The sequence below is a fragment of the Pseudarthrobacter sp. Pseusp20 genome, assembly GCF_059492155.1.
In genome coordinates this window covers 2779703-2802771 of sequence record NZ_CP168521.1, presented here as the reverse complement: position 1 = coordinate 2802771, position 23069 = coordinate 2779703, and the positions used below count along the sequence as shown (strand labels likewise).

Here is a 23069-nt window from a genome sequence, read left to right as displayed (position 1 = left end):
ATAGAGTCATAGACAAGTTACCGCGGTAACGTGTCAGCGATCCTCCGTTCCGGAGGGTGTGGGTGCCCCCATGTGGGCCTGACATTTGCTCACGGACTACTTCATTCAAGGCGTAACAGTCGCGGCTGCGTCCTCGTGGAGTCCCTCCGTGTTCCCCAAACTCAAATTCATTGCCGGTTTCCTGTCCTGTTTCGTGGCAGGGAACCCCCAATGGCCCAAAGCCAAGGACGCAAATGTCACCACCAAGCCTGATTGACGCACATCCCAACCTCTCCGACACCGCTCCGGTGGCGCTTTCCTATGAGCTGTTCCCGCCGCGCTCTCCCGCGGCAGCGGAGACACTTTGGACCACCATCCGCGAGTTGGAAGCCACTGAACCGGACTACGTGTCCGTCACGTACGGCGCCAGCGGATCCAACCGGGACACCGCCGTCGAACTCATCAACCGGCTCCTGCTGGAAACCACGCTGCGGCCGCTGGCCCACCTCACCTGCGTGGGCAACACGCCGCAGGAACTTGCCGCGATCGTCGGCGAACTGCTGGACACCGGGGTTCGGGGCATCCTCGCCCTCCGCGGAGACCTTCCCAAGGACGCCAGCGCCCCGGCCACGGGTTCGCTCCGGTACGCCCAGGACCTGATCGAACTCATCCGCCGCGTGGAGCAGCGCCGGTCGGCCCTGCTGTGCGCAGGAAAGATCGCAGTGGGCGTGGCGGCATACCCAACCCGGCATCCGGAGTCGCCCAGCGAGGAGCACGACGTCGAGGTGCTGCTTGCCAAGCAGCGGTCCGGCGCGGATTTCGCCATCACCCAGGTGTTCTTCGAGACCAGGCAGTACGCCGACCTCCTCACCCGGGCCCGCCGTGCCGGGGTGACCATCCCGATCATCCCGGGCGTCATGCCGCTGACCAGCCTCCGCCGGTTGAACCGGCTGGGCCAGCTGACGGGCGTGGAACCCGCCCCGGAACTGATGGCCCGCCTGGCCGCAGCGGACTCCGACCTCGAACGCCTCCACATTGGTGTCGACGCCACCGTTGACCTGGCCAACGCCGCCCTTGATGCGGGTGCACCCGGCATCCACATCTACACCTTCAACGAGCACCAGAGTGCCTTGGAAGTGCTGGACAAGCTGGCCCTGCCGCGGCGCAGCCGTCCTGGCACCCGCCGCGAATCGATCGCCCGCAGCCAGCTCGCCAGCTGACCGGCGCCCACCTCACCAGCTTTCCTTCACCCACGCAGCGTTCGTACACGCCGCGTTCATCCGTGCTGCGTTCATCCGCGCACGCCCTCGACATCAGGAGTAACCCCATGACTGAACAGAACACCGCCCGCACGCCGTTTCCGGCAGCTTCACTCCTCGGCTACCCGCGGATCGGCCGCCGCCGCGAACTGAAGAAGGCCGTTGAGGCCTACTGGGCCGGCAGGATCGACGCCGGCGCCCTGGACGCCGCCGCCAAGGACATCCAGCTCAGCATCGCCAAACGCCTGCAGGAACTGGGCCTCACCGAAGCCGCCGCGGTCCCGGGCACGTTCTCCTACTACGACCAGGTCCTGGACACCACCGCGCACCTTGGCGCGGTACCGGCCCGGTTCGGCAAGCTCCTCAACGCCGGGGGCCAGCTGGACATCGACGGCTACTTCACGCTGGCCCGCGGCAACAAGGAACAGCAGCCGCTGGAGATGACCAAGTGGTTCGACACCAACTACCACTACCTGGTTCCGGAGATCGGCCCGGAGACCAAGTTCACCCTTGCGTCCACCGCCAAGGTTGACGAGTTCGCCTTCGCGCTGGCCAACGGCATCGAGACCCGCCCCTACATCGTGGGCCCGGTCACCTACCTGCTGCTGTCCAAAGCTTCCGACGACGCCCCCGCCGGCTTCGCGCCGCTGTCCCGCCTCGAAGACATCCTGCCCGTCTACGTGCAGCTGCTCGAAAAGCTCGCCGAAGCAGGCGTCGGCTGGATCCAGCTCGACGAGCCCGCACTCGTGGTTGACCAGGACACCCCGGCCGTCGAAATCGAAGCAGCCGTGGCCCGCGCCTACGAGGTCCTCACCGCTGCGGCCAACCGCCCGCAGATCCTCGTCTCCACCCCATACGGTTCCCTCGACGGACAGCTTGGGACCCTCGCCGCCACCAACATCGACGCCCTGCATATCGATGTCTTCAAGGGCGCCGTCCCCTCCGCAGCGGCACTCGCCGCGCTGGGCAACAAAACCCTGGTTGCCGGCGTCGTGGACGGCCACAACATCTGGCGCAACGACCTCGCCGCTTCGGCTGCCAAGCTGGATGAACTGACGGCAGCTGCCGGCAGGGTCACCGTTTCCACGTCCACCTCCACCCAGCACGTTCCCCATGACGTCGAGGAGGAGACACAGCTCTCCCAGCAGCTCCGCAGCTGGCTGGCGTTCTCGGACCAGAAGGCCGTGGAGGTCAAAACCCTCGCGTCCTACCTGGCCGACCCCGCTTCCGCCAAGGCCGCCATTGACCAGGCAACAGCCGTGATCGCTTCCCGCGCCTCCGAAGAGGGCGTCCGCCGCGCTGACGTCCGGGCCCGCACCGAGGCACTGACCGCAGCCGACTTCACCCGCTCCGACTATGCGGTCCGTGAAGCGGCGCAGGAGGAAGCACTGCACCTGCCGCCCCTGCCCACCACCACCATCGGCTCCTTCCCCCAGACCTCGGACATCAGGTCGGCGCGCGCCCGGAACAACAAGGGTGAGCTCACCGACGACCAGTACGCGCAGCTGATGAAGCACGAAATCAAGCGTGTGGTGGAGCTGCAGGAAGAGCTCGGCTACGACGTCCTGGTGCACGGCGAACCGGAGCGCAACGACATGGTCCAGTACTTCGCCGAGAACCTCGAGGGCTTCGACGTCACCGTCCACGGCTGGGTGCAGTCCTACGGTTCACGCTGTACGCGTCCGTCCATCCTCTGGGGCGACGTCACCCGCAGCGCTCCCATCACCGTTGAGTGGGCCAAGTACGCCCAGTCCCTGACCAGCAAGCCGATGAAGGGCATGCTCACCGGCCCCGTCACCATCCTGGCCTGGTCCTTCGTCCGCGACGACCAGCCCCTCGGCGAGACCGCCAACCAGGTTGGCCTGGCCCTGCGTGACGAAATCGCCGACCTGGAAGCTGCCGGCATCAAGGTCATCCAGGTGGACGAGCCCGCCCTGCGCGAACTGCTCCCGCTGCGCAAGGCGGACCAGGCGGATTACTTGAAGTGGTCTGTTGACTCCTTCCGCCTGGCCACCGCCGGCGCCGCCGACTCCACGCAGATCCACACCCACCTCTGCTACTCCGAGTTCGGCGTGATCATCGACGCGATCGACGGGCTGGACGCGGACGTCACCTCCATCGAGGCTGCGCGCTCCAGGATGGAGGTTGTCCACGACCTCGAGTCGCACGGCTTCGGCCGCGGTGTGGGCCCGGGCGTCTACGACATCCACTCGCCGCGTGTTCCGGGCGAGCAGGAAGTCACCGAGCTGCTGGCCACCGCCGTCAAGCACGTTCCGTCCCGCCAGCTGTGGGTCAACCCGGACTGCGGCCTGAAGACCCGGGGCTACGCCGAGACCGAAGAGTCCCTGCGCAACCTGGTCAAGGCCACGCAGACGGTCCGGGCCGGCCTGCTGGAGGCGGCCAAGTAAGACGGGAAACGACGCAACCGCGGCCGGTCACCCCAGGTGGCCGGCCGCCGTCGTCTGCGTCATCCGCCACCCGCTGACGGCCAGCCACACGGCCGCCACAACAATGGCCACAATGCCCACAAGCGTGGGCAACGAATTGGCTGCCGAAAATCCGGATTCCCCGATGATCCACCCCTGCGCCACATACGCCAGCCCGGACAGCGCCATGAGGTAGCCAACAATCCGGGAGGCGTGGCGGGCTGCGGCCACAGCAACACCAACCAGTACCAAGGCGGCACCCAGCAGGATGCTCTGGTAGCTGCGCATTCCCCATTCCAGCCAGCGGATGCCTTCAGCTGTGGCAAAACGGGGCGCCTTTTCCGGGTCCGGGGCAGCAGCCCACGCGTCCACCGCCTGTTTCAGGGCCACCCCGTCAACTGCCTGCAGGGCGGCGTAGAGCACAACTGCAGCAGCGGCGGACAGAGCACCAAACCGTGCGGCCCAGGCCAACGGGCGGCGCTGGACGCCGAGCGCGGTGCCCAACGTAACAAGTCCGGCCCCCACCAGCGCCATTCCCACGAACTGGCCCAGGTGCACGGCGGTCCAGATTCCGCTGTTCGCATAGGCGGTGAAGGACGCCACATGGTCGTTGGCGTCGTGGGACTCAGCATGCAGGATGCCGGCGAGAATCGAAACAAGCACGCCGGCGAGGAGCAGCGACGAAGCCAGCCGCCAGATGCCACGCCTGTCATCAACCACATCCATGGCCGCCCACCCTCCTTGGTGCCCGGGCGCTGTCGACCGGTCGACGGCCTAGGACTCCCAGACGATCTCGTCGTCCACCACGCCGTCCTGGTCGGCGGACGCCACCAGGACCTCGTCCGTGAAGTGCTCGCCCAGGGTGAAATCCAGGACAAAGTAGCGCTCGGGCTGGCCGGGGTAAATGCCCACATGGCCAAGTTTGAGGGCCTTGAGGAAGACCTCGTTGGTGAGCTGGCTGCGGTCTTGGACACCGAACACCTTGTGCAGGTGCTCGTCCTTGAGGGCGTTGCAGTGGAAGTGCAGATACTCCTGCGGACTGGTGCCCTCCTGCTCAAGTTCCTCAGCGATCATCTCGCGGACCTCGTCCACCAGTTCCGGCAGGAAGCGCAGCCGGTACTCGACCTTGCGGAGCGCGGCTTCATCGAAGTTGTCGTGGGCGTTGATGTTCAGGTCGAGTTCCAGCGGGTGGCCACGCAGCTCATGTTTGGCGGCAAAGAGATGATCCATGCCGTGGTTGAGCTCGATCTCCCCAAAGTGCTGGCTCGCTACCTTGTTCATATTCTCAACATAGACCCGAAGGGCAGACCATTCCAGCGTTCTGCCCTAATTCACTGCCGTGCGCATCCCGGCAAGGGTTTCGGCCAGGAGGTCAACGAAAAGCTGCACCCGTGCCGTCTTCCGGTCATTGATCAGCAGCGCAAACACGTTCCGGGCCAGCCGGATCTCCGGGACGTCCAGCACCACAACGCCTGCCGGCTTGTTCCGGAGCGCGAGTTCCGGAACCAAAGCGGCTCCCAGCCCTGCGGCGGCCATCTCCAGGCTGGCATGGAAATCGTCGCTGTGCGCCACCACCCTGGGGTGCAGGTTGCAGCCGGCAAACAGCCGCTCGATCACCATGGCGTCACTGGTGCCGGGATGGTGCATGATCCACGGCATCTCCGAGAGGTGGTCGGCCGCGACCTTCGCGTCGGCCCGGAAACCCCAGCCGGCAGGCAGCACCACCCGGAAATCGTCGTCGCCAATCCATTGCCTGTTGATGGTGTTGGGCCAGGCGAAGCCGGTCTGGCCCACCTGGAACACCACGGCCAGGTCCAGGTCGCCGCCGGTACGCAGCCCCTGGATGGTTTGGCCGGGTTCAGCCACGGACACCCGCAGGTCGATCCCAAGTTTCTTCCACGCCGGGTTCTTCAGGATCCGCGGCAGGACATACGTGGCCAGGCTGGGGAAGATCCCCAGCCGCAGTTCCTGGCTTTCCGTGGCCTGGGTCCTGGAGGCGGCGGCCATCAGTGCCTCGATATCCGTGAGCACCTTTGCGGCGTGCCGCGTCATGACGACGGCGGCTTCCGTAGGAATCACGGCGCGCGCCGAACGCTGGAACAGGATGGTGCCCGTTTCCCGCTCCAAAGCCGACATCTGCTGGGACACGGCGGAGGCCGTGTAGCCGAGCGTTGCCGCTGCGGCAGCAAACGATCCCAGCCGCGTCACTTCAAGGAGGGTCTTCAGGTGCACCGGGTTTAACACCAGCCCACAGTACTTCACCCATCCACAGCCGGCACGGCACCGAATAGCCAGTTGTATACGCAGCCCAGCGGCAAATGTTCAGCAGAGGAGCATGAATTGTCACCTAACCCAGCAGGAAGTCCAGGCGGGCGGCGGCGCGTCGCCGTGATCGGCAGCGGCGTGGCCGGATTGACGGCCGCCTACGTGCTGAACAGGCAGGACGACGTCACCCTGTTCGAGGCGGACTCACGGCTGGGAGGCCATGCCCACACCCACGACATGCCGCAGCCCGACGGCAGCGTCATCGGGGTGGACACCGGGTTCATCGTGCACAACGAACGGACCTATCCCACACTGCTGCGGTTGTTCGCCGAACTCGGCGTCGAGACCCAGGACTCCGAGATGAGCATGTCAATCCGCTGCGACGGCTGCGGGCTGGAATACGCGGGGGCACGGGACGGCGCCCGCGGCATCATCGCCAAACCCTCCAGCCTGCTCCGCGGCCGCTACCTGCTGATGCTGCTGGAGGTGACCCGTTTCTACCGGAAGGCGAGGGAGTTGCTCAGGACCGCGCCGGCGTCGGCCGTCAGCGGCGAGGTGCCGGTGCCGGTGCCGGAACTGACACTTGGCGCGTTCCTGGAACGGGAGAAGTTCAGCCCTTACTTCATCTCCCACTTCATGACCCCCGTGGTCAGTGCAGTCTGGTCCTGCGACCCCACCACCGCCCTTGCCTACCCCGCGCGGTACCTCTTCACGTTCCTGGGCCACCACGGCATGCTGGGGATCAAGGGCTCGCCGCAGTGGCGCACCGTCACCGGCGGCTCTGCCCGGTACGTGGAAAAGCTCGCCGCCACGCTTGCCGACGTCCGGCTCAACACGCCCGTCACTGCCATCCGGCGCCTGCCCAACGGCGTGGAGCTCGAAACGGCCAGCGGGCCGGAAGAGTTTGACGCCGTCGTTGTCGCCACCCATCCCGCGCAGGCTCTCCGGTTCCTGTCCGACGCCACACCGGAAGAGAAGGAAGCGCTGGGCGGGATGCCGTATTCGGTGAACCACACCGTGTTCCACCGGGACCCGGCAGTCCTGCCCGCCGCGGACAACGCCAGGGCGTCGTGGAACTACCGGCTCCCGGCGTGCGACGCGCGACCCGACAAGGTTCTGGTGAGCTACGACCTGACCCGGCTGCAGCGGCTGCATCCCGTGGACGGAAAGCCGTACCTGGTGAGCCTGGGGGAGTCGGAACTGATTGCCGGCACCGCCGTGCTGGAGCGCATGGTGTACGAACATCCGCAATACACGCCGGAATCCCTCCAGGCCCAGCAGGCCATCGCCGCGCTGAGCAACAACCGGATCGCCTACGCCGGGGCCTACCTTGGCTGGGGCTTCCATGAGGACGGTGCCCTCTCCGGGGTGCGGGCGGCCGAGAAACTGGGCCGCACCTGGCCGGAGGCCCGCGCGGATGAACCGGGCAACTCCTCCGGCGAGGGGGCGCGGGAACTGCTGTCCACGGAACGGGCATGATCATGGACGCCTCGATTTTCCGCACGTCCATCTCCCATGTCCGGCGCAGCCCCTTGAAGAATGCGTTCACCTACCGCAGCTACAGCTGGTTCGTGGACCTGGACCACATGCCGCGCCTGCCGTTCCTGCTCCGGCCGCTGGCAGTGTTCCGCGCCGGAGACCACCTGGGCGATCCCGGCGCAAGCATTCGGGCCAACGTGGAGCGCTACCTGCGCACCCAGGGGGTGGAGCCCGACGGCGGACCCATCCACATGCTCACCAGTGCCAGGGTTTTTGGCTACGTCTTCAACCCGCTCACCCTGTTCTGGTGCTACCGCTCCACCGGGGAACTGCAGTGCGTGGTGGCCGAAGTCCACAACACCTACGGGGAGCGGCACTGCTACCTGCTGCGAACCGATCCCTCCGGGCGGGCCTCGGTGCCGAAGGCGTTCTACGTGTCACCCTTCAACGACGTCGACGGCGAGTACCGGATGAAGCTCCCGGCCCCGGGGGACAGGCTTGCCGTATCAATCATCCTGGAGCGGGAGGGGCACCGGCCCTTCGTGGCCACCATGGACGGACGGCGCCGCCCCGCCACCGTTTCGAACATCCTGGCGGCGGCTTTCGCGGTGCCTGCCGCGCCGCTGCTGGTATCCGCCCTGATCCGGATACAGGGCATTAAACTCTGGGCAAGACACCTGCCCGTCGTTGCCAGACCACCCCACACTTCACAGGAGGCAGTTCAATGACCATGACGGACGATAACGGCACCACCGCAGGCCGTGTCGAAGGCAAGGCCGGCGGACCATCCGCCGGACACGTGCCCGCAGCCTGGGGCGCAACCGGGGTGCCGGCGTCGCCCGCCATCATCAATCCCGACCTGTGGCCAGGTGTTGCCCAACCGCCGTCGGGCATGAAAGCCGGACTGGCCGGCAGGACAGCCGGCCTGCTGTTCAGGGGTGCAGTCAAGCGGCTGCCGCTCCGCGTCGAATATCCGGACGGGGCCGTGCTCGGAATCGGCGGCCCGGAGGCCCCCGTGATGACCATGCTGCGGCCCGACGCCTTCGAGGCACGGATCGGAGACAACGGCCTGATCGGTCTGGGCGAATCCTTCATGGCCGGCGACTGGGAAGCCTCGGACCTCGCCGCGCTGCTCGAAGTCTTCGCTGCCTCCGTGGACACGCTGATCCCCATGCCGCTGCAGAAGCTGCGCTCGCTGTACCTGCCCCGGACACCCCGCCAGGAACGCAACGCCGAACAAAACACCCGCAGCAACATCTCCCGGCACTACGACCTGTCCAACGACCTGTTCTTCAACTTCCTGGACTCCACCATGAGCTACTCCTCGGCTTTGTTCCCGGAGAAGGCGGGTCCGCTGTCCACCGTTGCATGGGACTTCCTGGCCGAGGCCCAGCGGGCCAAGATCGACCGGCTGCTGGATAAGGCCGGCGTGGGCGAGGGGACGCGGCTGCTGGAAATCGGCACCGGCTGGGGCGAGCTTGCCCTGCGTGCCGCCGCCCGCGGCGCCACGGTCTACAGCGTCACGCTGTCCAGCGAGCAGCAGGCGCTGGCGCAGGAACGCATTGAGGATGCCGGATTCGCGGACCGCGTGACCGTTGCCCTGCAGGACTACCGGGCGGTGGAAGGCGAGTACGACGCCGTGGTCTCGGTGGAAATGATCGAGGCCGTGGGGTACGAGTACTGGCCCATTTACTTCCAGACCATCGACCGCGTGCTGGCACCCGGCGGAAAGGTGGCCATCCAGGCCATCACCATGCCGCACGGCCGCATGCTGGCCACCCGCAACGCCTACACCTGGGTGCACAAGTACATCTTCCCCGGCGGGTTCCTGCCGTCCGTCCGTGCCATCGAGAGCGTGACCCAGCAGCACACCACCCTTCGGGTAAGGGAGCGCATGGGGATGGGTGACCACTATGCCGCCACCTTGCGGCTGTGGGAGGAACGGTTCCTTTCCCGGTCCCGGGAAGTGGGGGAGCTCGGCTTCGATGCAGTGTTCCAGCGGATGTGGCTGTTCTACCTCTGCTACTCGCGCGCAGGTTTCCAGTCCGGTTACCTGGATGTCCAGCAGATCGTGCTGGACCGCCGGGAGGCGCAGCTATAGCATTCGGCAGAAGCAAGGGGAATCGGGGGTTCAGGCATGAAACTGAAGACAGTGGCATGGACGACGGCGGCGACGGCCGCCACAGCCGCCGCGGGCGGAGTGGCCACGGATCCGCAGGGCAGCTGGTACCTGCGGCTGCGCAAGCCGGACTGGCAGCCGCCGGCCATCCCCTTCCCGCTGGTGTGGACGGCCCTGTATGCAGACCTCGCGGTGACGTCCGCCGTCGCACTGGACCGGGCTGCTGAACTGGACCGGGCTGCTGCCACCCCGGCCGGCACATCCGACCCGGGTGGCAAGGGCTCCCGCCGGGAGCTCCGCGCCTACCGGGGTGCATTGGCTGCCAACCTGGTCCTCAATGCATCGTGGAGCTGGTTCTTCTGGCGCTCACGCAGGCCCTGGCTTGCGGCGGCCGAGGCCGCCCTGCTCGCCGCCAGCAGCGCCGATCTGGTGCGCCGCACCTATCGGCTGAACCGTGCGGCCGGGGTATCGCTGGCTCCCTACGCGGCGTGGTGCGGCTTCGCCACGGCGTTGTCCACCGCCATCGCCAACCTCAACTCCGCCAAGCGGTAGGAAACCCCGGGCAAGCTGGACACACCTTCGCCGCAGGGAGCGGAACCCGGGTCCGTGACCACTACATGTAGTGGTCACGGACCCTCTTCATGCGGAAGGAAACAGGGCGCGACACGCCGCAGCCGTGCGACACGCGGTCCTTTAAATGTGGCTAAGTACTCCACAGGGTGTGGACCCAGCCCGCAAAAAACCCGCGATTCCGGGCATTTTTCCCGCCCCTGCCTGTGGATTAACGGTGCATTAAATGACATACTTGTAATACATCATCTTGGGGTTCCAAAGAGGCGTCTGCACTACATGTAGTATCTACATACAGCTGGACGGGGACACCGGGCCAGCAAGATTTCAACTAAGGGGACAGGGACAATGACCGTAACGGTTTACACGAAGCCTGCTTGTGTTCAGTGCAACGCCACCTACCGCGCGCTCGACAAGAAGGGCATCACCTACCAGAGCGTTGACATCTCCCAGGACGCCGAGGCACTCGAGCGACTGAAGGCACTTGGCTACATGCAGGCTCCCGTTGTGGTCACCGACCAGGACCACTGGTCCGGCTTCCGCCCCGACAAGATCGAGGAACTGGCACTTTCCGCCGTTTCCTCCGTGGCTTAGGAGTTCCGCTTCTCCTGCCGGCAACCAGCAACCAGCTGAGGTGACTCACGTGGCAGCACCAGCAGCACAGCATGACCGCGAGGCCTTACCAATTCACCAGGTTGTTCCCATCCACGCGGCTCAGCGCGTGGAGGTGTCCCCGCCGGCCGGGCCGCAGGACCAGGCTGAACCGGTCCGCACCGGCAGCCAGCTCATCTACTTTTCATCAGCATCCGAGAACACCAGCCGCTTCGTCGCGAAGCTAGGCCGTGAGGTTGCCCGGATCCCGCTCTATCCAAAGGACGCACCCCTCCTCGCTACCCGGCCATTCGTGCTGGTGGTGCCCACTTACGGTGGCACCGGGGGAGAGGGGTCCGTTCCCAAGCAGGTCATCCGATTCCTCAACAACCCGCAGAACAGGAAACTGCTCCGCGGCGTGATTGGCGCCGGAAACACAAACTTCGGGGACAACTACTGCATGGCCGGGGACATCATCGCCGCCAAATGCCACGTACCCCACCTCTATCGATTCGAACTTATGGGAACGCCGGAAGACGTTACCCGGGTCAACCAAGGATTGGACACGTTTTGGACACGACTGTCGCAGACACAGAAGTAACCAGGTCCCGGAAGCCTGAGATGCCCGCCGCGTATAAGGGGTTGGGCTATCACGAGCTGAACGCCATGTTGAACCTCTATGGTCCCAACGGCGAAATCCAGTTCGGCGCCGACCGCGAGGCCGCGCACCAGTACTTCCTGCAGCACGTGAACAACAACACGGTGTTCTTCCATGACCTGGAGGAGAAGCTCGACTACCTGGTGAAGAACCAGTACTACGAGCGCGAGACGCTGGACCAGTACACGATGAACTTCATCCGTGAGCTGTTCAACCGCGCCTACAAGAAGAAGTTCCGCTTCGAGACCTTCCTGGGTGCCTTCAAGTTCTACACCTCCTACACGCTGAAGACGTTCGACGGCAAGCGCTTCCTGGAGCGCTACGAGGACCGCGTCTGCATGGTGGCACTGCACCTGGCGCGCGGCAACGAGCAGCTGGCCCTGCAGATGGTGGATGAAATCATCGAAGGCCGTTTCCAGCCGGCCACCCCCACGTTCCTGAACGCGGGCAAGAAGCAGCGCGGCGAGCTGGTCTCCTGCTTCCTTCTCCGCATCGAAGACAACATGGAGTCGATCGGACGCTCCATCAACTCCGCCCTGCAGCTGTCCAAGCGCGGCGGCGGAGTGGCCTTCGCGCTGACCAACATCCGCGAGGTGGGCGCGCCCATCAAGCAGATCGAGAACCAGTCCTCCGGCGTCATTCCCGTGATGAAGCTCCTCGAAGACAGCTTCTCCTACGCCAACCAGCTCGGTGCCCGACAGGGTGCCGGCGCCGTGTACCTGCACGCGCACCACCCGGACATCTACCGGTTCCTGGACACCAAGCGCGAGAACGCGGACGAGAAAATCCGCATCAAGACCCTCTCCCTGGGCGTCGTCATTCCGGACATTACGTTCGAACTGGCCAAGAAGGACGAGGACATGTACCTGTTCTCGCCCTATGACGTCGAACGCGTCTATGGCATGCCGTTCTCGGACGTTTCGGTCACCGAGAAGTACTACGAGATGGTTGACGATTCCCGGATCAAGAAGACCAAGATCAAGGCACGCGAGTTCTTCCAGACCCTCGCCGAGATCCAGTTCGAATCCGGCTACCCGTACATCATGTTCGAGGACACCGTGAACCGGGCCAACCCGATCGACGGCAAGATCATCATGTCCAACCTGTGCTCGGAGATCCTCCAGGTTTCCCAGCCCACCACGTACAACGATGACCTGTCCTACGCCGACACCGGCAAGGACATCTCCTGCAACCTTGGTTCACTGAACATCGCCAAGACCATGGACTCGCCGGACTTCGGCCTGACCATCGAGACGGCCATCCGTTCCCTCTCGGCTGTCTCGGACATGTCCAACATCACCTCGGTGCCGTCCATCGCCAAGGGCAACGACCAGAGCCACGCGATTGGCCTGGGCCAGATGAACCTGCACGGCTACCTCGCGCGGGAGCGGGTCCACTACGGCTCTGAAGAGGGCCTGGACTTCACCAACATCTACTTCTACTCGGTGGTGTACCACGCCGTCCGCGCCTCCAACCTGCTGGCCATCGAAACCGGCCAGACGTTTGGCGGCTTCGAGAAGTCCAAGTACGCGTCGGGGGAGTTCTTCGACAAGTACACGGAGCAGGAATGGGTTCCGCAGACCGAGAAGGTCCGCGAGCTCTTCAAGAACGTGCACATCCCCACGCAGGAAGACTGGCGCGCGCTGAAGGCTTCGGTCATGGAGCACGGCATCTACAACCAGAACCTGCAGGCCGTGCCGCCGACGGGCTCGATCTCCTACATCAACAACTCCACCTCCTCGATCCACCCGGTGGCGTCCAAGATTGAGATCCGCAAGGAAGGCAAGCTGGGCCGCGTGTACTACCCGGCGCCGTACCTCACCAACGACAACCTGGAGTACTACCAGGATGCGTACGAGATCGGCTACGAGAAGGTCATCGACACCTACGCCGCCGCCACCCAGCACGTGGACCAGGGCCTGTCCCTGACGCTGTTCTTCAAGGACACCGCCACCACGCGCGACATCAACAAGGCCCAGATCTACGCCTGGAAGAAGGGCATCAAGACCATCTACTACATCCGTCTCCGCCAGCTCGCGCTGGAAGGGACCGAAGTTGAGGGCTGCGTCAGCTGCATGCTGTAGCTTCAACCAACGCGACAGTACGACGGCGGGCGCCCGCCCGCCGTCGTACGCTTTAACTTAGAGAAAACCCACCCAACGCATAGGGGATGACATGACCGAGAAGGTCAAGCTGCTCAGCCACGTCGAGGCCATCAACTGGAACCGCATCCAGGACGACAAGGACGTCGACGTCTGGAACCGCCTGGTCAACAACTTCTGGCTGCCGGAAAAGGTGCCGCTGTCCAACGACGTCCAGTCCTGGAACACGCTGACGCCGGCCGAGCAGCAGCTCACCATGCGCGTATTTACCGGCTTGACCCTGCTGGACACCATCCAGGGCACGGTCGGTGCGGTGTCCCTGATTCCGGATGCCCTCACTCCGCACGAGGAGGCTGTGTACACGAACATCGCCTTCATGGAGTCAGTGCACGCCAAGAGCTACTCCTCCATCTTCTCCACCCTGGCTTCCACCAAGGAGATCGACGAGGCATTCCGCTGGTCCACCGAGAACGAGAACCTTCAGAAGAAGGCGCAGATCGTCATGGACTACTACCAGGGTGACGATCCGCTGAAGCGGAAGGTGGCCTCCACGCTGCTGGAAAGCTTCCTGTTCTACTCGGGCTTCTACCTGCCCATGTACTGGTCCTCCCGCGCCAAGCTGACGAACACCGCCGACCTGATCCGCCTGATCATCCGTGACGAAGCTGTTCACGGTTACTACATCGGCTACAAGTTCCAGAAGGGCCTGGAAAAGGTCTCCGAGGAACGCCGCCAGGAGATCAAGGACTACACGTTCGAACTGCTGTTCGAGCTGTACGAAAACGAGGTCCAGTACACCCACGACCTTTATGACGGCGTGGGCCTGGCCGAGGACGTCAAGAAGTTCCTGCACTACAACGCCAACAAGGCCCTCATGAACCTGGGCTACGAGGCGATGTTCCCGGCGTCCGTCACCGACGTGAACCCGGCCATCCTGTCGGCCCTGTCCCCGAACGCTGACGAGAACCATGACTTCTTCTCGGGCTCGGGTTCGTCCTATGTCATCGGCAAGGCCGTCAACACGGAAGACGAGGACTGGGACTTCTAGACTTTCTTCTTTTCAGGATCCGACAGCAAGGGACTCCGCACGTTTTGTGCGGGGTCCCTTGCTGCCATATCCGGCAGTTCATTTGGCATCGAGGTAGGTACGAAGGAATGCTTCTCCCGCAGATGGCGGTTCCCGAAAATAGTCCACGGTCCCCCTCACCGCGGTGGGCATAGGAGGATATGGATGTTGCCGTTCTGTGGCTTGCTGCCCCAACGAACACGGCCAGTGAGGTGCTTCCCAGTCCTGATGTTCGCTTTTGTATCTCCGCCCTGATGGTGAAATCCAGCCGGGCGGCTCGTTCTGTGATGCGGGGGTCGGTGTCCAGCCGCTGGCGTGTTTGAGTCTGTGGTGCCGGGGACAAGGCTGTCCCAGGTTGCTGATCCCGGTGGTTCCGCCGTGATGCCAGGCCAGGAGGTGGTCTGCTTCGTTGTCCAGGGACTGGTTGCTGCACCCGGGGAACGGGCATCTGCCGTCGCGCATTCGTAGCCAGTTCCGCATGGCCTTCGTCAGCCGGTAGCTTGTGCGGCCGATTTCCAACGGGGCCCCGTCCCGTGGATCTATGAGCACCCGATGGAACGAATCCGCTCCATTGGTTAGGAGATTCCGGGCCATGGAGGCAGGGATGGGTCCGAACCCGTCCAGCGTGGCCGGTTCCTCTGTCAGCCCCAGCAGTGAGAAGACGGGAACGGTGATCAGGACCTCGGCCCGGGGCGTAGGGACATCGGCCATGCCGGGTCCTCCGGCCTCAGCCCCGCCGCCGCTGATGCCGTTGTCGCTTCGCAGGACTGCCGCAGCAAATACGTCTGCCCGTAACTGGGTGAGCGTCCGGTTCTCGTGGGGCCCTTGCAGGCCCCGGGCGATGGCGGTAATGCGGTTCCAGATCGCAGCCGCCTGGTCCGCGGGCAGGTAGGCAGACACCCGCGCCATGCCGTCCTGCTCCGGGGTATATTCCAGGCACCTGTCCCGCGCTCCCTTAGCATGGCGTTTTTCGATGCTGTCCGGGTGGTGCCGTTCGCGCCAGGTCCTGGCCTTCCGCCGGAACCTGAAGGCGGGCATCTCGCCGGCCGGGCAGCCTCGGGCAGGATTGGCCGCGTCAGCGCCGAGGAAGTGTGCCTCAAGTACCCGCGCTGCGTCACAGTCAAGGGTGGCGGTCTCGTCCACCATCACCCTGGCGTGTTGCCACGAGACAGTTCCCGCCTGCAATGCTGCCAGGGTGAGTGGCAAGAACGTAGCCAAAGCATGGGATTGCTCCAACAGCATGCCTGCAGCCCGATCGCCGATGGCCAGTACACAGCCCACCTCGGCCGCTATTGCCATTTCCTGCGCCTGGACGGGCATGTCAGGAGGCGCGGCAGATCGCGCGGAATCCGCATATCTGGCCGTTGCCTCCGCCTTCAACGCAGCGACCCGGGCCTCGGTTCGTGAAATTCCGGCAAGGATGTCCAGGCACCCGTCAGCGACGGCGGCCAAGGGGTCGGCGTGCTGGGGGAACCCGTTACGGGACTCAGCCACCTCGGCGCGGAGCAGGGCAATCGAGGAGTCGATCGCTTCAAAAGCCGTTGTCACCGCTTCGCTTCCCATGTACTCATCATCCAAGGGGGGTGTGACATTTTGCGGGCCACCACTCCGCGCCAACAACCGCACTTTCAGCACGCACTCTCGAAAAGCTTTGCAGGCATCCACCGCGTGTATGACCTGCAACGGCGCGGTCTGGCATATTGGAGCCACTAGCCGTTAACCGGAAGGGGAAACCACGTGGGTGCATGGGGCTACCTGCCGTTTGAGAACGACGACGCGCTGGACTGGCTGGACGAGCTGGAGACCGGAGGGGTCGACGTCGTGCGCCAGGCGTTGGCGAAGGCAGGTCACAGGTATGTCGAGGCACCCGAAGGGGCTGTCGCTATCGCCGCCGCCGAAGTGACCTCCGCCAGCCAAGGCAACCCGCTGGGCGATTTCCCGGAGACCGTGGCGACCTGGGTGGCTGCCCGCGGGGCAGAGGTCACCGCCGAAGACGTGGAGATGGCACTGGAAGCAGTTGAACGGGTTGCCGGGGAGAAGTCCGAGCTTGCTGAACTGTGGGACAACGCTGACGAACCGGAATGGCGTGAATCACTTGAAGACCTCAAGGAACGGCTGCGGACAGCTTTGCGGTAGACCCGCCAGTACCGTCCAGGCTCCCTGGCATCAGACTTCAGGAAGAGTGCAGGTATGCCCGTCGGCGTCCATGGGATAGCCGCAGAGCGGGCATGCCGGACGCCCGGCACCCACTACCTCCCGGGTCCGTTTGGCGAATGCGCGGGCGGTGCCCACCGGCATCCGCACCAGCAACATTTCGGCCACGTCAGCGGCGTTCCCAGCAAGCAATTCGACGGCTTCGTCAGCACCGACTTCAATGATCGGGTAGGCCTCTATCACAACCTGCGCCGTTGTCGGGTCCCAGCCCAAACTCATGGCGCCGGCCCTGAACTGTTCCTGGACTGCCTCGAGCTGGTCATTGTCGACGAGCTCGATGGGAGTACCCGTGGGAACACTGAAGGGATTGCCGTCAAGGGCGATGAGCTCGTCGAGGATTTCGTCAATCTTTTCGGCGAGCTGGGCAGACTGCTGCTTCTCCAGTGCGATGCTCACAATTTGCCTACCTGCACGTACCTGCAGGTAGAACGTTCGCGCCCCTGGAACACCGATGGTGCCGATGACGACCCGGTCAGGCCAGGCAAACTCATGAACACGTGTGGGCATGTCAGTAGTTTAGGCACATCAGGCTTCGTGCGCCGTTTGCCCGGCGGCGCCGCCGGCCTGGTCGGGGCCGGCAATCGACGCCATCGTGCCCGTGGCGATGGCCGTCACCGGCTGCTTCCAAACCTCAGCGCAGGCTCATCAGTCCTCCCGCAACAGCGGAGAGGCGCCGGGAGGAGGCAAGCCCGAGGTGATACACGTGCAGTTCCCTGGCTCCCGCTGCACAAAGCACCTGCCACTCGCTTGCCAGCCTGCCGCCGTCGGCCGTCTTCGGCGGCAGCGCCAGGACATACGCACCCACCCGCAAACCGGCGGCCAACATGGCTTCGACCGTCACGGCGCCTTCGCTGGGCTCGCCCCAGCAAGGTACGACGGCGGTGAGGTTACCCCGGTGCCCCCAGAGCCTGCTCCTGCGGAGCGCCTCCACCGGAACGAAGGGCCCCGTGGCCCAGGGGTCCGGCGTGGCGTGCAGCGACAGCCGGGGGCGGGAGCCGGTGGCTTCGATCGCGGCCAAGCACTCATCCAGCAGCATCGCCGTGGCATCCCACCGGACCTCCAGGAGGGGAAGGAACGCCGCTGCCCCGGACGCAAATGCAGCTGTCATTCGGGCATCATCGGCCTGCGCGACGGCAGAGCGGACCCGGCTTTGATACCCGGCGGCGGGCAACCCGCGGGCCTCGTACCCGGTGGCGCATGCATCGCAGAAGCACAGCGACAACAGCGCCTGCACCCAGGTTGAGTACTCGGCTCCCTCGGTCTTCTCATGCCGGTTCTGGTGGCTGAAACCCAGCGGACCCGCCGCTTCGAGGATTAACCCATCCGGCTGTCCCATCTCCAGGACTTGGCGCACCAGGGACGCAGCGTAGGAGCGGACCTGAGGCTGCGACGGGCACAGCGCGTACCTGTAGACCTCGTCGAAGGCATTTTGTACGCAGAGGCCGGGGCTGTTTCCGCCCACTGCGCTGGAGTGGGTCAGCACCGTCCACGCGTCCACGGGAAGGCCCTCCGCCTGAAATGCCGCTGCGGCCTCGCCGAATCCGTTCTCCGTCCCGGTCCATTCCCTCGCGTTGCCGGGTATCAGCTGCCGGCCTGCGAAAGCACCGCCTTCCGGAACGTAGAGGGCTGCCGACCGGGCGTCCACCACGCGGCGGGTGGGATGCCGTGGGGTTCCGGCCCGCACCGAGTGGTATGCGGCCGCAAGCGCCACGCGGTCAACGCCGGTGTCCCTGACCCATGACACCGCCTTCGGGTCGCCCAGTACATCCCACGGATAGAGATAGCCGGTAACCTGCATCACCTGCGGACCTACCACCGGGGGAGGGCAGCCGTGAAGTCGGGGACAAAACGCTGCATGTAGCCCGTGTCATCCCGCGCCGTCATGCGGGCGTCCAGGTACTGCTGGTGGAGTTCAGCCAGTTTCTCCCGGTTCAGCTCCACGCCAAGGCCGGTGCCGGTGGGAACCGGCACGCTGCCGTCCACAAACTTCAGGGCTCCGGGCTTGACCACGTCGTTGTGCCCGTTCCAGGGATAGTGGGTATCACAGGCGTACGTCAGGGCAGGCGTTGCGGCGGCGACGTGGACCATGGCAGCAAGACTGATGCCAAGGTGGGAATTGGAATGCATGGACAATCCTATTCCGAAGGTTTCGCAGATGGTGCCCAGTTCCCGGGTGTGGCGGAGGCCGCCCCAGTAGTGATGGTCACCGAGGATTACCTGGACGGAATCGAGTTCCACACTCTTTTTGATGTGGTCGAAGGCCACGACGCACATATTGGTGGCAAGCGGCATGGGGGCAGCAGCCGCGACCTGGCCCATTCCCTCCAGGCCCGGCGTCGGATCTTCCAGGTACTCAAGCAGCCCGCTCGTTTCGGCCGCCACCCATTTCGAGGTCTCCACCGTCCAGGCAGTGTTGGGGTCCAGCCGGAGCGGAAGGTTCGGGAACGCTTCACGCAAAGCCCGGATAGCTTCAATTTCACGGGCGGGTGGAAAGACGCCGCCCTTGAGTTTGATGGATTTGAATCCGTACTCGGTGATCATCCGGCGAGCCTGCCGGACGATGCCCTCCGGATCCAGCGCCTCGCCCCAGCCGTCGGAAATGGCCGGGCGTCCATCGTGAGCAGGGTGTTCAGCCCACTTGTAGAAGAGGTAGGCGCTGAAGGGGACCTCGTCCCGCACAGTGCCGCCGAGCAGTTCGCTCACGGTCCTGCCCGTTGCATGCCCCTGGATATCCAGGGCAGCGACTTCGAAGGCGGAGAAGACGGCAGCCCGTTCAAAGGCAGAGAGATTTGGGTCCAGCGCCTGGTTGATGAGCCGCTCCATTGTGGAGGTTTCAAAGATACTGACGCCCTTGATGGCATTGGCGCCGGCGGCGAGGTTGTCCAGGCGGCTCTGGCCGCCGGCACATTCGCCCAGGCCCAGGAGCCCGTTGGCGGTGCGGACTTCAATGACCACCCTATGGACCAGGGGCTCGTGGACGCCGACGGCGTTCAGGAGCGGCGGATCGGAAAAGGCGATCGGTGTGATGGTGATGTCGTTGATCGTCAGGTCTGCCGCGGTGGGTGCCGCGGTGGCAGGAACAATTGAGCTGATATTCATGGAAATTCTTTCGTGGAGGGTTGGGGAGGCCGGGCCTTCCCTAGCCCTTGGTTGCGCCCGAGGTGATGCCGCGGATCATGGAGCTTTGCAGAAAGAGGTACACCAGGAGGCTGGGAATCATGGCCATCAGGGCACCCGCCAGCAGCACGCCGGGTCCGACTGTGGTGTCGTTGCGAAGTACCGCCAGTGCCACGGTCAGGGTGTAGTCTCCGGGGTCATTGGCCGCGATGAGGGGGAGGAGGTACTGGTCCCAGACCATCATGAAGCCGAAAATCCCGATGACGCCCAGCGCCGGCTTGCACAGAGGCAGGATGATGGTGAAGAGCATGCGGAACTCACCCACCCCGTCAAGCCGGGCAGCCTCCTCGATTTCCGCGGGAATCTCCTTCATGAATTCGCTCATGATGAAGATGGAGAAGCCCCAGATGCCCACCGGCAGGATGACGGCAAGGACGGTTCCCCGCAAACTGATGCCCAGCAGCGGGAGGTCACCCAACACCAGGGACAGGGGGATGCCGATGATCTCCTCGGGGAGCATCATGGTCATCAGGACCAGCAGGAGGACCAGGGCCTGTCCCCGGAATTTCCTGCGGCTGAGGCTGTAGGCGGCGAACACGGAAACGGTCATTTGGAGCAGGAGCCCTCCGCCGGCCACCACCAGGGAGTTCAGCAGGTAACCCCACAGACCCTGCTGCTGTGCTGCCTGGAAGTTCTGGAGCGTGAATGTCTTGGGCAGCAGCGAAATCTCGGTCGGGCTGGAGTTCCGGTCAAAAGCGCCGGAGATGATGGCCAGGAACGGCAGGGCGAAAATGCAGAAGACCAGTGCGCAGAGCAGCATCCGCAGGACCATGTTGGGTCCAAAACGGGGCGACCATCCCAGGGCCGTGTCGAACCTGGCGGAGGACGACGGCCTGGCCGTGCGGGAGTTCTTTCGGGTCAGTGTCTGGCTCATCGTGCTGCCTTCCTTTTGGCCAGGAGCTGGGTTCCAACGGTCAGGAGCAGGGTGGCCACCAGGAGCAGGACTGACGCGGCAGAGGCCACGCCAATATCGTTCCGCTGGAATCCCAGGGAATACATGCGGGTCATCCACACCTCTGTTGAGCCGGCCGGGCCGCCTCCGGTAAGTACGTACACTTCCGTGAAGCTGCGCAGGCTGCGGATGGCTGCCAACGTCAGGACGATCACCAGTGAAGGACGAAGGGCCGGCAGCGTGATGTACCGCAGTCGCTGCCAGACCGTGGCTCCGTCCACGCCCGCAGACTCATATAGGGAGCGGTCCACCCCGGTGAGCCCGGCAAGGATGATCACCATGTTGTAGGGCGCGCCGCTCCAGATGCCGACGACGGCGATGGACCACAGTGCCGTGTCCGTACCGTTGAGGAACTGCAGCGGGCCGAGTCCTAGCCAGCCCAGGATGCTGTTGAGGGGTCCGTCCGGTGTGGGGAAGTACAACAGGCGCCAGATTTCGCCCACCACAGCCAGCGCCGTGACGACAGGCAGGAAAATGGTGGTGCGGAGGATCCACAGTGACCGTGCCTGCCCTTCCAGGAGCAGGGCCAGAAGAAAGCCCACCACCAGTGCGCCGAGGGTCTGGGTGACGCCCAGGACCACAGTGTGTCCGAGGGCCTCCAAGAAGCGTGCATCCGTCAGCACGCCAACATAGTTGTCGAAGCCGACGAAAACGTCACCCAGGAACGGCTGCACTTTGAAAAAGCTCAGCCGAATGCCTTCGGCCATGGGGATGAATTTGAAGTAGAGGCCCAGGACGGCGGCCGGCACCAGGAACAACCAGATGGCCATGGTCTGTCTGCCGTTGCGGCGTTTGCTGCGGGGGGCCGGTGGCGCTGACTCCGGCTCCGCCGTCAAGGCACCTGCCGGTTTCGTTGGTGTTGCGGTCATGACTTGGCGTTCTGGCTTGTCAGTTCGTTGGTGATGGCCGAGTCGAGATCCTTAAGGCCGGACGCCACGTTATCCGCCGCGCAGTCCGAGAAGATCTTGTTCAGGGATTCGGCGGCTGCCTGCTTGATCGGCACGAAGTTGATGGCCGAGGGGAAGGACTTTGACGAGTTCTTCAGCGCGTCCTGGACGACGGTCCACCGGGGATCGTTGTAGACGGCGGCAGCATCGACGTCGGAATTGACGGGTACGCGGACAATCGGCTGCTTGCCGGCGGTCATGCCCGCCTTTTGCCCGTCGGCGGACACGAGGTAGTCGATAACCTGCTTTGTCTGGTCCTTTTTGCCGTTGGTGGCAGTGACATAGATGTTCTCGCCTTCGGCCAGGACTGTGTTGTCCACCGAACCCTTGGGAGTTTCGATGACTTCGTACCGGTCCTTGCCCAGCGCCGTATCAAACGAGGAGAAGTTGTAGGGGCCGGTGAGAATGATCCCGGTCTTTCCGGTCTGGAAAAAGGGTGACGCAGCGCTGGTGGCCGCCGTCAGTGCGCCCGGCTGCGTGTTGCCGGGCGTGCAGAACTGTTGCTTGATCCAGGTGACGCCTTTCTGGCTTTCACTGCTTGCGGCGGAAGCGGTGTACTTTCCGTTGCCGTTGTCCTTCAGGTAGGCGCCGCCGTCCTGCCAAAGGTACGATGAGGCCCACCAACCCAGGTATCCACGTTCGGTGGATCCCGGAACGGTCATCCCGAAAGTGTCTGCCTGGCCATTTCCGTCCGGGTCCTGTGTAGCGAATGCGGTGGCCAGCGCCGCGAGGTCTTCCTGCGTCTTGGGAACGGGGAGACCCAGCTTCTCGCGCCAGTCCTTCCTGATCATGGTCACCATCGTCTGGCGAGAGAACGGGACCCCGTAAGTAGCCCCGTCCTGGCCCACTGCCTCATTCCACAGGGAGTCGGAGATCTTGTCGCCTCCGTCCACCGCTGACTTGTCCAGTTTCTGCAGGTAGCCCTGGGAAGTGTAGTTGCCAAGAGCCGCGGAGTCGTTGATGACGATATCCGGAAGCTTCTTGGAGGCCGCCCTGGTCTGCAGTTGCTGGTCCAGGTCCGGCACCCCCTGAAAGTTGACCGGGATACCGGTCTTTGCCGTGAATTCCTTGAACAGCGCCGCGTAGGTCGTGGAGGCGTCGGTGCCGGCGCGCGCCCAGACCTCGATGGGCTGGCCGTCATCCTTGGCCGCAGGGGCGGACGACCCGCTGCCACAGCCCGTCAGCAGGGTGGCTGAGGTCACCGCCAATGCCAGAGCCGCACGGGAGCGTGCCTTGAGCTTCGAATCCACTTTGATTCTCCTTTT

The 23069-nt window shown here is 64.4% G+C and carries 21 protein-coding genes; 11 read left to right on the top strand and 10 right to left on the bottom strand.

Features of this window, described 5'->3' with window-relative positions; translation table 11 throughout:
• The first annotated feature begins 233 nt into the window (after nt 1–233).
• On the top strand, nt 234–1199 hold the full coding sequence (locus tag ACEN9K_RS12905; RefSeq protein ID WP_018769440.1) for a methylenetetrahydrofolate reductase: 966 nt from the start codon (nt 234–236) through the stop codon (nt 1197–1199).
• A gap of 107 nt (nt 1200–1306) precedes the next feature.
• The gene (gene metE / locus ACEN9K_RS12900; RefSeq protein WP_495634507.1) at nt 1307–3646 is read left to right on the top strand and encodes a 5-methyltetrahydropteroyltriglutamate--homocysteine S-methyltransferase; all 2340 of its coding nucleotides are present in this window, start codon (nt 1307–1309) and stop codon (nt 3644–3646) included.
• Between the two features lie 27 nt (nt 3647–3673).
• Here the strand turns inward: metE and ACEN9K_RS12895 are convergent, their stop codons facing one another.
• The 3 genes from ACEN9K_RS12895 to ACEN9K_RS12885 are packed head-to-tail and all read right to left on the bottom strand — an operon-like array spanning nt 3674 to nt 5908.
• Nucleotides 3674–4390 carry a hypothetical protein gene (locus tag ACEN9K_RS12895; RefSeq protein ID WP_224083991.1) on the bottom strand — a complete coding sequence of 239 codons (717 nt, stop codon included), beginning with the start codon at nt 4388–4390 and terminating at the stop codon, nt 3674–3676.
• A gap of 48 nt (nt 4391–4438) precedes the next feature.
• The gene (locus ACEN9K_RS12890) at nt 4439–4945 is read right to left on the bottom strand and encodes a DUF2004 domain-containing protein (RefSeq protein ID WP_018769437.1); all 507 of its coding nucleotides are present in this window, start codon (nt 4943–4945) and stop codon (nt 4439–4441) included.
• 45 nt (nt 4946–4990) lie between these two features.
• Nucleotides 4991–5908, bottom strand: a complete 918-nt coding sequence (locus ACEN9K_RS12885; protein WP_026265795.1) for a LysR family transcriptional regulator — start codon at nt 5906–5908, stop codon at nt 4991–4993.
• Between the two features lie 96 nt (nt 5909–6004).
• Here ACEN9K_RS12885 and ACEN9K_RS12880 point away from each other — a divergent pair, with 96 nt between their 5' ends.
• The 8 genes from ACEN9K_RS12880 to nrdF all read left to right on the top strand — a co-directional run bounded on the left by ACEN9K_RS12880 (nt 6005) and on the right by nrdF (nt 14496).
• The gene (locus ACEN9K_RS12880; protein WP_495634506.1) at nt 6005–7408 is read left to right on the top strand and encodes an NAD(P)/FAD-dependent oxidoreductase; all 1404 of its coding nucleotides are present in this window, start codon (nt 6005–6007) and stop codon (nt 7406–7408) included.
• On the top strand, nt 7405–8136 hold the full coding sequence (locus tag ACEN9K_RS12875; RefSeq protein ID WP_495634505.1) for a DUF1365 domain-containing protein: 732 nt from the start codon (nt 7405–7407) through the stop codon (nt 8134–8136). Before ACEN9K_RS12880 ends, ACEN9K_RS12875 begins: the two co-directional genes overlap by 4 nt.
• Nucleotides 8133–9509, top strand: coding sequence for a class I SAM-dependent methyltransferase (locus tag ACEN9K_RS12870; RefSeq protein WP_495634504.1), 1377 nt, complete (start codon nt 8133–8135; stop codon nt 9507–9509). The genes ACEN9K_RS12875 and ACEN9K_RS12870 overlap by 4 nt, the downstream gene beginning before the upstream one ends.
• A gap of 36 nt (nt 9510–9545) precedes the next feature.
• A complete protein-coding gene (locus tag ACEN9K_RS12865; protein WP_495634503.1) occupies nt 9546–10079 on the top strand; it encodes a TspO/MBR family protein in 534 nt (177 codons plus the stop codon).
• Nucleotides 10080–10445: 366 nt separating this feature from the next.
• A complete protein-coding gene (gene nrdH, locus ACEN9K_RS12860; protein ID WP_013601222.1) occupies nt 10446–10691 on the top strand; it encodes a glutaredoxin-like protein NrdH in 246 nt (81 codons plus the stop codon).
• Between the two features lie 127 nt (nt 10692–10818).
• A complete protein-coding gene (nrdI, locus tag ACEN9K_RS12855; protein WP_488315971.1) occupies nt 10819–11289 on the top strand; it encodes a class Ib ribonucleoside-diphosphate reductase assembly flavoprotein NrdI in 471 nt (156 codons plus the stop codon).
• Nucleotides 11290–11309: 20 nt separating this feature from the next.
• On the top strand, nt 11310–13430 hold the full coding sequence (nrdE, locus tag ACEN9K_RS12850) for a class 1b ribonucleoside-diphosphate reductase subunit alpha (protein ID WP_018769430.1): 2121 nt from the start codon (nt 11310–11312) through the stop codon (nt 13428–13430).
• A 91-nt stretch (nt 13431–13521) separates the two neighbouring features.
• Nucleotides 13522–14496, top strand: a complete 975-nt coding sequence (gene nrdF / locus ACEN9K_RS12845) for a class 1b ribonucleoside-diphosphate reductase subunit beta (protein ID WP_018769429.1) — start codon at nt 13522–13524, stop codon at nt 14494–14496.
• Nucleotides 14497–14574: 78 nt separating this feature from the next.
• Here nrdF and ACEN9K_RS12840 read toward each other — a convergent pair whose 3' ends face one another.
• A complete protein-coding gene (locus ACEN9K_RS12840) occupies nt 14575–16077 on the bottom strand; it encodes an HNH endonuclease signature motif containing protein (protein ID WP_478223299.1) in 1503 nt (500 codons plus the stop codon).
• A gap of 174 nt (nt 16078–16251) precedes the next feature.
• Between ACEN9K_RS12840 and ACEN9K_RS12835 the strand changes: the two genes are divergently transcribed.
• The gene (locus tag ACEN9K_RS12835; protein WP_495634502.1) at nt 16252–16650 is read left to right on the top strand and encodes a DUF4259 domain-containing protein; all 399 of its coding nucleotides are present in this window, start codon (nt 16252–16254) and stop codon (nt 16648–16650) included.
• 30 nt (nt 16651–16680) lie between these two features.
• Here the strand turns inward: ACEN9K_RS12835 and ACEN9K_RS12830 are convergent, their stop codons facing one another.
• The 6 genes from ACEN9K_RS12830 to ACEN9K_RS12805 all read right to left on the bottom strand — a co-directional run bounded on the left by ACEN9K_RS12830 (nt 16681) and on the right by ACEN9K_RS12805 (nt 23054).
• Entirely contained in the window at nt 16681–17235 is a 555-nt protein-coding gene (locus ACEN9K_RS12830; protein ID WP_495634501.1) for a DUF3090 domain-containing protein, read from the bottom strand.
• 124 nt (nt 17236–17359) lie between these two features.
• Nucleotides 17360–18526 (bottom strand): hypothetical protein, encoded by a 1167-nt coding sequence (locus ACEN9K_RS12825; protein ID WP_495635704.1) that lies wholly within the window; start codon nt 18524–18526, stop codon nt 17360–17362.
• An 11-nt stretch (nt 18527–18537) separates the two neighbouring features.
• The gene (locus ACEN9K_RS12820) at nt 18538–19827 is read right to left on the bottom strand and encodes a glucarate dehydratase family protein (RefSeq protein WP_488314545.1); all 1290 of its coding nucleotides are present in this window, start codon (nt 19825–19827) and stop codon (nt 18538–18540) included.
• 40 nt (nt 19828–19867) lie between these two features.
• On the bottom strand, nt 19868–20779 hold the full coding sequence (locus tag ACEN9K_RS12815; protein WP_018769423.1) for a carbohydrate ABC transporter permease: 912 nt from the start codon (nt 20777–20779) through the stop codon (nt 19868–19870).
• The gene (locus ACEN9K_RS12810) at nt 20776–21726 is read right to left on the bottom strand and encodes a carbohydrate ABC transporter permease (RefSeq protein ID WP_495634500.1); all 951 of its coding nucleotides are present in this window, start codon (nt 21724–21726) and stop codon (nt 20776–20778) included. Before ACEN9K_RS12810 ends, ACEN9K_RS12815 begins: the two co-directional genes overlap by 4 nt.
• A complete protein-coding gene (locus ACEN9K_RS12805) occupies nt 21723–23054 on the bottom strand; it encodes an ABC transporter substrate-binding protein (protein WP_056390595.1) in 1332 nt (443 codons plus the stop codon). The genes ACEN9K_RS12810 and ACEN9K_RS12805 overlap by 4 nt, the downstream gene beginning before the upstream one ends.
• Between the last annotated feature and the right edge of the window lie 15 nt (nt 23055–23069).